The sequence below is a fragment of the Dinghuibacter sp. genome, from assembly GCF_035492835.1.
Lineage (GTDB): Bacteria > Bacteroidota > Bacteroidia > Chitinophagales > Chitinophagaceae > Dinghuibacter.
Window position 1 is genome coordinate 22,321 of sequence record NZ_DATJIY010000239.1, and the last position, 7,718, is coordinate 30,038.

Consider the following 7,718-nt stretch of genomic DNA (forward strand, 5'->3'; position numbering starts at 1 on the left):
GCTGAACAACGGGAAAATTCCCCTTTTTCGACCACAACCGGACACTACCGCCCGTATCCGGACACCAATAGCCCACATAAGAAATTAATAATAATACAGTTATATTCTGGCAGCGCTTTTGATGCGCCTATTCCGACCGCATAAGCGGGCATAGCCATGGAATTGACCACCGTTGAATCGCTTTTGATGAACGACGGCTTTCTGGCCTGGTATCACCTCAGCGACGATCGCCACGTCCGGCAATGGGACGCCTGGATAGCCGAAAACGAGGAACACCGCCGGTTAGCGCGCGAAGCCGTGCGTATGTTGGAGTATTTCCAGTACCGTCCCACGACCCCGGAGACACAGCGGAAGGCGGACCAGATATGGCGGCGGATCGAACGCCAGATAGCCGTCCGCCAGGTGTCGCCGCCAAAGGCGCCCAGCGGTGCGCTGATGTTCTCCAGCTATGCCAAGGTGGCCATACGGAATCTCCGTCGCGGTAAGTTATACAGCCTGATCAATATCGCGGGTCTTTCGGTAGGGATGACGGTCGCCGTCCTGATCGGTCTCTGGATCACGGACGAGCTCTCAGCCAACACCTACCATGCCAACCATGCGCGCACCGCGCTCGTGATGAATAACTACACCAAGGCCGGGGAAACCGGCACCGGTGGCGCCACGCCCATTCCACTGGTGGCCGAGCTGCGCAACAACTATGGCGACAACTTCAAACGCATAGGCGACATGACCTTCCCCGGCGGCGGCCATACACTGGCGGTCGGCGAAAACAGGTTTACCGAACCGGGCAGTTTTATGGAGCCCGTGGTCGCCGAAATACTGGCGTTAAAAATGGTCAGGGGCTCGACGTCGGGGTTGAACGACCCACACAGCATCCTGCTGTCCGAATCAACCGCGGACAAGCTCTTCGGCGACCTTGAACCGGTCGGCCGGATGATCAAAATGGACAACAATAATGAGCTTATGTTCAAGGTGGCCGGCGTTTACCAGGACCTTCCCGACAACTGTGACTATAAGGAGATGGCTTTTGTAGCACCCTGGCAACTTTTTATTACACACTGGGACTGGATAAAACCGGCGCTCGACAACTGGGGATGGACCAGTAGCGCGGCGATTGCGGAAATCGCGGACAACACTGACTTCGCGACCGTCAACGCCCGGATCAAAAATGCGGTCATGAAGGCGCACAGGCCCGATGACAAGGCTTTGACCATAACGACCTTCCTCTTCCCGATGGACCGCTGGCACCTCTATTCCGAATTCAAGGATGGCATATCGACCGGCGGCCAGATCACCTTTGTCTGGTTGTTCGGTATCATCGGCGTCTTCGTGCTCCTGCTGGCCTGTATCAATTTCATGAACCTGAGTACCGCGCGCAGCGAAAAACGGGCCCGTGAAGTCGGTATCCGGAAGGTCATGGGTTCGCTGCGCGGGCAGCTGGTCCAGCAGTTCCTCAGCGAATCGATCCTGATCGCGTTGCTATCGTTTGTTTTATCGATCGTCCTGTCCCAGCTGACGATGGGCCTTTTCAACGGCATTTCGGGCAAACACCTCGGGATGCCCTGGGATAACGGCTGGTTTTGGCTGCTGGGTCTTCTCTTTACCGTGCTCACCGGGGTGATAGCCGGTAGCTATCCCGCTCTCTTCCTGTCCTCTTTCAAACCCGTCAAGGTGCTCAAAGGCACCTTCAAGGTAGGCCGGTTTGCTTCCTCGCCGCGAAAGATCCTGGTCGTTTTCCAGTTCACCATTTCGGTCCTCTTGATCAACGGCACCATCATCGTTTTCCGCGAAATCCGGTACGCCAAGGATCGCCCCGCCGGGTATCAGCGGTCGGGCCTGATATCGTACCAGGAGACGACCCCGGAAGTATACACCAACTACAACATCATCCACACCGAGCTCCTGCAATCCGGCGGCGCTATCGGCATGGCCGAGTCTCAATGCCCCATCACCGACATATGGGCGGGCTCCGGCGGATGGGACTGGCCGGGCAAACAACCGGGTCAGAACGACGGTTTCCATGACGTTGCGGTCCGGCACGAATTCGGGCAGACCGTCGGGTGGCAGATCAAAGAAGGACGCGACTTTTCAAAAGCGTTTCCGACCGACAGCTCCGCCGTCATCCTGAACGAAGCCGCTGTGAAATACATGAAGCTCCAGCACCCGGTGGGTCAGTTCCTCCACCAGAACGGCAGGCCTTTGAAGATCGTCGGCGTCGTCAAGGACATGATCCAGCTGAGCCCGTATTCGGCTGTCACACCCGTGATCTATGACATCCTCCATGAAGGCGGCAATTATCTCAACATCCGCCTGAATCCCCTCCTGAGCACCGGTGAAGCCCTCCGGCGGATCGAAGCCGTCTTCAAGAAATACAACCCCGGAGCCCCCTTCAGCTATTCATTCGCCGACCAGGACTACGCCAAAAAGTTCGGAGATGAGGTGCGCCTGGGCGACCTGGCTCTTCTCTTCGCCCTGCTGGCCATCTTTATCAGCGCGCTGGGCGTCTTCGGGCTAGCGTCTTTTGTGGCGGAACAGCGCACCAAGGAGATCTGCATCCGTAAGGTCCTGGGGGCATCCCTGCTGGCTATATGGCAGCTTTTGTCAAAGGAATTCGCGTTCCTGGTGGCGCTGTCGCTCCTGGTAGCCACGCCGCTCGCCTATTACCTGATGGGCCGGTGGCTCCACCGGTACGATTACCGTGCGGGCATGCCTTGGTGGATCTTTACCGGCGCCGGAGCAGGTGCTATAGTACTCACCCTGGCCACCGTCAGCTATCAAAGTATCAAAGCCGGGCTGCTCAGCCCCTCCAAGAGTTTGCGCTCCGAATAAACTATTCTAGTGTGAGAAAAAAATGTAAGATTTCCTGATTACATTTTTCTAAAGGCCATCACTATCATTAATGATTGTGTCCCCTTGAACCAATTCAAGGGGCCGGTATTATACTCACCTAAATAGCACAACTCTTATGAGCAAACTTCTGACGGGCTTGCTGGCGCTATGTGTTGTCCTTGGCGCACGCGCCCAGGAGACCACCCGCAAGATCACGGGTTCGGTCCGCGAAGAGGGCACCAACACGCCCCTGGCCGCGGCCACCATTCACCTAAAAGGTAAAAAGACCACGGTGCTCACCGACGCCGATGGCAAATTCAGCCTCACCGTTCCGGAAAGCACCGTGGTGCTCGAAGTAACTTCAGTCGGGTACACCCCCAAGGAAATCACCGTGGACGGGACCATGGCGATCTTCACCATCACCCTCACCCCCGATTCCAAGGTCCTTTCCAACGTCGTTGTCACGGCCCTCGGGGTCCGGAAGTCCGAAAAATCGGTCACCTATTCCACCCAACAGGTATCCGGCGCGGAACTAACCCGGGTCAGGACCGACAACCTCATGGACGCCCTGGACGGCAAGGTCGCGGGCGTCACCATTTCACCCAGCGCTTCCGGGGTCGGCGGCTCCGCCAAGGTCATCCTGCGGGGCAGCCGTTCGGCGGCGGGCGGCAACCAGCCGTTGTATGTCATCGACGGGATCCCCATCTCCAACACCGGGAACAACATCGCGATGTCCAGCACAAATACGACCGGGGGCCCCAACAGCACCTATGGAGGGTCGACCAATACAGATCAGGGCGACGGTATATCCAACCTCAACCCGGACGACATCGAAAGCATGACGGTGCTTAAAGGCGCTTCCGCTTCGGCCCTTTACGGTAGCCAGGCAGCCAACGGCGTGATCGTCATCACCACCAAAAAAGGCCGCGCGGGTCATACGCAGATCCAGTTCTCATCCTTAGCGTCAATGGATAAGATCGCCTACAAACCGAAGTTCCAGAACGAATATGGCCAGACCCAGGCCGGTGCGACCACCAGCTGGGGACCCAAATTGTCCGGCGGCGCCTCCGACAACCTGAAAGACTTTTTTCAGACCGGGGACAACTTCACCAATTCCATCAGCTTGTCCGGGGGCTCGGACGTAGCGCAGACGTATTTTTCCTACGCCAACACCACCGCCCGGGGCGTGGAGCCGATGAACAAGCTGGACCGCAACAACTTCAACTTCCGGGAGACGGCCCACCTCCTCAATAACAAGCTGACGGTCGACGTTAACACCTCCTACATCACCCAGGAAATCCACAACACCCCCGGTCTGGGCTTGTACTTCAACCCGCTGACCGGTTTGTACCTCTTCCCCCGGGGGCTCGACATGACGCCCTACAAGACCAACTACGCCATACCGGATTCGGCTACCCCCGGCGTACCCACCCAGAACTGGCCGTTCAACGAAGACGTCCAGCAGAACCCCTGGTGGATCGTCTATAAGAACCCGAACGAAGGCAAGCGCAACCGTCTTCTGATCAACGCCAGCGTACGCTATGACTTCGCGCCCTGGTTGTACCTGCAGGCGCGCGGGAACGTTGACCGCACCAACGACATCTACGAGCAGGACTTGTACGCGGGAACGATCGGCGTCCTCTCCAAATCGAACGGACAGTTCTTCAATACCAACCAGACACTCACCCAGAAATACGGGGACATCATCGCGGGCTTCAACACCCCGTCATTTTCCGGCTTCAAGATAGACGGGTTAGTCGGCTCCAGCATCACGGACGCCAACACCGTCGGATTGACGGTCGGTCCCGACCTGGCCGGCAACTATTCCGGTACCGGTTTATACCTGCCCAACATCTTCCTCACCCAGAACCTCGTCACGTCGCCCACCGCCACCGCGGGGAGCAACGCGATCACGCTGCCGAACAACCACAACCAGATCCAATCGATCTTCGGCAACCTGAACTTCTCCTACAAGGAATGGGTCTACCTGACGCTGACCGGCCGGAACGACTGGTCCTCCAACCTGGCCTTTACGCCCAACGACTCCTACTTCTATCCTTCGGCAGGCCTGTCGTTCATCCTGAGCCAGCTGCTCAAGATGCCCAGCTTTATCGACTACCTTAAGGTAAGGGGCACCTACGCCCAGGTCGGCAACACGGTACAGCAGTATGCCACCATGCCGCTGACGAACCTGTCGCCCGGCGGTACGGCGCTCAACACGACGGCGCCGTTTCCGACGCTAAAACCCGAAAAGACGAAGTCCACCGAGCTCGGCGCCGACTTCCGCTTCCTGGACAACCGGCTTTCTTTCAATTTCACCTGGTACAAATCCAATACGTTCAATCAATTCATACAGGTCGCGCCTTCTTTCACCACGACCTACGCCAAGGGCTATGTCAACGCGGGGAATATCCAGAACGAGGGGATCGAGTTTATGCTAGGGTATGACGTGGTCCGCGCCCACTCCTTTACCTGGAACACCAGCATCAACGGTTCCACCAACAAAAACAAGGTGATCGACCTCGATTCGAAGGACGGTATCAATTCGTTCATCCTCACGGGCAACGCCAACAACAGCTATCAATCCGAAATCGTAAAAGGCGGGTCTTTCGGCGATATCTACGGGGTCACCGTCCAGAAGGACGCCCAGGGCAGGGTCATGATCGGCTCTTCCGGCACCCCCCTCACCAACAATGGGTTCAACTTCATCGGCAACCCCAACCCGAAGTTCCAGCTGGGATGGAGCAACAGCTTTACCTATAAGAATTTCTCCCTGGAATTCCTGGTCGACGGGAAGTTTGGCGGACAGGTGCTGTCAATGACGCAGGCCATGTTGGATCAATATGGCGTATCCAAGGTGACCGGAGACGCGCGCGACGCGGGCTCCGTCAAGATCAACGCGGTCGGACCCAACGGCGAGGCTATCTCCACCGTCAATCCGCAGACCTGGTACACCGCCATCGGCGGTCGCGCGGGCATCAGCGGCGAGTATGTCTACAGCGCTTCCGTGGTACGGCTGCGGGAAGCGGCGCTGGGCTATACGTTCCCGCTCAAGTCCAACTACGTGCACAACCTGCGGTTGTCCATCACCGGCCGGAACCTGGCGTATTTCTATAAGAAGGCACCCTACGATCCCGAGCTGACCATGTCCACGGGCAATGGTCTTTCCGGCGTAGACGTCTTCAACCAGCCCGCTACCCGCAACCTTGGCGTCAACCTAAACGTCACCTTCTAAATCGTTTTGACATGAACTTATCCAATAAATATCGTGTACTCGGTCTTACCGCGCTCCTGGGGCTGGCCGGCTGTACCAAAAAATTCGATGGTTTCAACACCAACAACCAGGGTTTGAAGTCGGACCAGTTCCCGATCGCATCCGTTTTCCCGAGCCTTCAGACAGCCATTTTTGGCGAAGAAAACGCCTATCAGCTCGACCAGAACCTGAATGCGGACTGCTATTCCGGGTATATGATGTCGCCCGACCCGTTCCGCGGCAACCTGAACAACCTGACCTATAGCCTGGTCGACGGATGGAACCAGCAGATATTCAGCGATGGCTATACCATCATCCTGGGGGGGATCAATTACATGGCCCAGGGTGGATTGCCCACGAACAATCCCGACCTCTGGGCGATCGCGCTCATCCTGAAAGTCGAGACATTCGACCGGGTAACCGACAAATATGGCCCCATCGCTTATAGCAAAGCGGGTCTGTCGGTCATCTCGACGCCGTATGACAGCCAGGACAGCGTCTACCAGCAGTTCTTTAGTGAGCTCGATACCGCCGCCGCCAACCTCCAGACCTTTATCGCGGCCAACCCCGGTAAAAAGCCCTTTGCGGCCTACGACCTCGTCTACGGCGGCGATTATACCGAGTGGCTGAAGTTCGCCAACTCGTTGCGGCTCCGGCTTGCCATGCACCTAACCAAGATCGCGCCGTCCACGGCCCAGACCCAGGCGGAAAAAGCCCTCGCGGCGCCGGGTGGTCTGCTATCCGTACCATCCGACGACGCCGGTATCTCCGGTGGCGGTTACCACAACCCTCTTTTCGTCATCACCACCAGCTGGACCGATATTTCGATGGGCGCTCCCGTCGGATCGATCATGGGCGGCTATAACGACCCCCGCTTGCCCAAGTACTGCTCCCCGGCGACCGATTCCCGTTTCGCGGGCCAGTACGTAGGCATCCGCATCGGTTCCAACATCACCGCCAAACCGGGCTATACCGGCTATTCCACCCTCAACCCCACCACCTGTGTGGGTACCGCCCAGCCCATGTTGCTGATGACGGGCGCCGAGGTCTGGTTCCTCAAGGCCGAGGCCGCCCTCCGCGGGTACGCCGGCGCGGGTGATGCGCAGACCGACTACGAAACCGGCATCACGACCTCCATGAACCAATGGGGCGTATCACCCGGGGGATACATCACCGACGCCACCAGCGTACCGACGGACTATACCGATCCCTCCAACTCCGCCAACAGCTCCCCCGCGGTGGAAACCATCACCATCGCCTGGGATCCCGCCGCCACCAACGAGCAAAAACTGGAGCGGATCATCACCCAGAAGTGGATCGCCATGTTCCCCGAGGGCCAGGAAGCCTGGACCGAATTCCGGCGCACCGGCTACCCTCACCTCTTCACCGTCGTCAACAACAACAGCAACGGCACGATCGACACGCAGACCCAGATCCGCCGTCTGGCCTACCCCCAAAACGAATACACCACCAACGGCGCCGCCGTCGCCGCCGCCGTCCAGTCACTGGGCGGTGCGGACAACGGGGGTACCCGCGTTTGGTGGGATGTCAATAAAGGCAACTTCTAAACGGTCCCTGGGCGCAAGAAGCGTGGCGCCTTGCCCCTTTTTCCCTCGTTTTGCGGAGTTTCGCAAAA

The 7,718-nt window shown here is 57.9% G+C and carries 3 protein-coding genes; all 3 read left to right on the forward strand.

Annotated features, from left to right (window positions below):
* The first annotated feature begins 156 nt into the window (after positions 1-156).
* The gene (locus tag VL547_RS21785; RefSeq protein ID WP_325581975.1) at positions 157-2,829 is read left to right on the forward strand and encodes an ABC transporter permease; all 2,673 of its coding nucleotides are present in this window, start codon (positions 157-159) and stop codon (positions 2,827-2,829) included.
* Between the two features lie 136 nt (positions 2,830-2,965).
* Positions 2,966-6,064: a SusC/RagA family TonB-linked outer membrane protein gene (locus VL547_RS21790; RefSeq protein WP_325581977.1), complete on the forward strand. Its 3,099-nt coding sequence runs from the start codon at positions 2,966-2,968 to the stop codon at positions 6,062-6,064.
* An 11-nt stretch (positions 6,065-6,075) separates the two neighbouring features.
* On the forward strand, positions 6,076-7,650 hold the full coding sequence (locus tag VL547_RS21795) for a SusD/RagB family nutrient-binding outer membrane lipoprotein (protein ID WP_325581979.1): 1,575 nt from the start codon (positions 6,076-6,078) through the stop codon (positions 7,648-7,650).
* Positions 7,651-7,718 lie beyond the last annotated feature (68 nt).

Coding starts and splice junctions, on each gene's coding strand:
- VL547_RS21785 (WP_325581975.1), top strand. CDS start 157: ATGGAATTGACCACCGTTGAATCGCTTTTGATGAACGACGGCTTTCTG.
- VL547_RS21790 (WP_325581977.1), top strand. CDS start 2,966: ATGAGCAAACTTCTGACGGGCTTGCTGGCGCTATGTGTTGTCCTTGGC.
- VL547_RS21795 (WP_325581979.1), top strand. CDS start 6,076: ATGAACTTATCCAATAAATATCGTGTACTCGGTCTTACCGCGCTCCTG.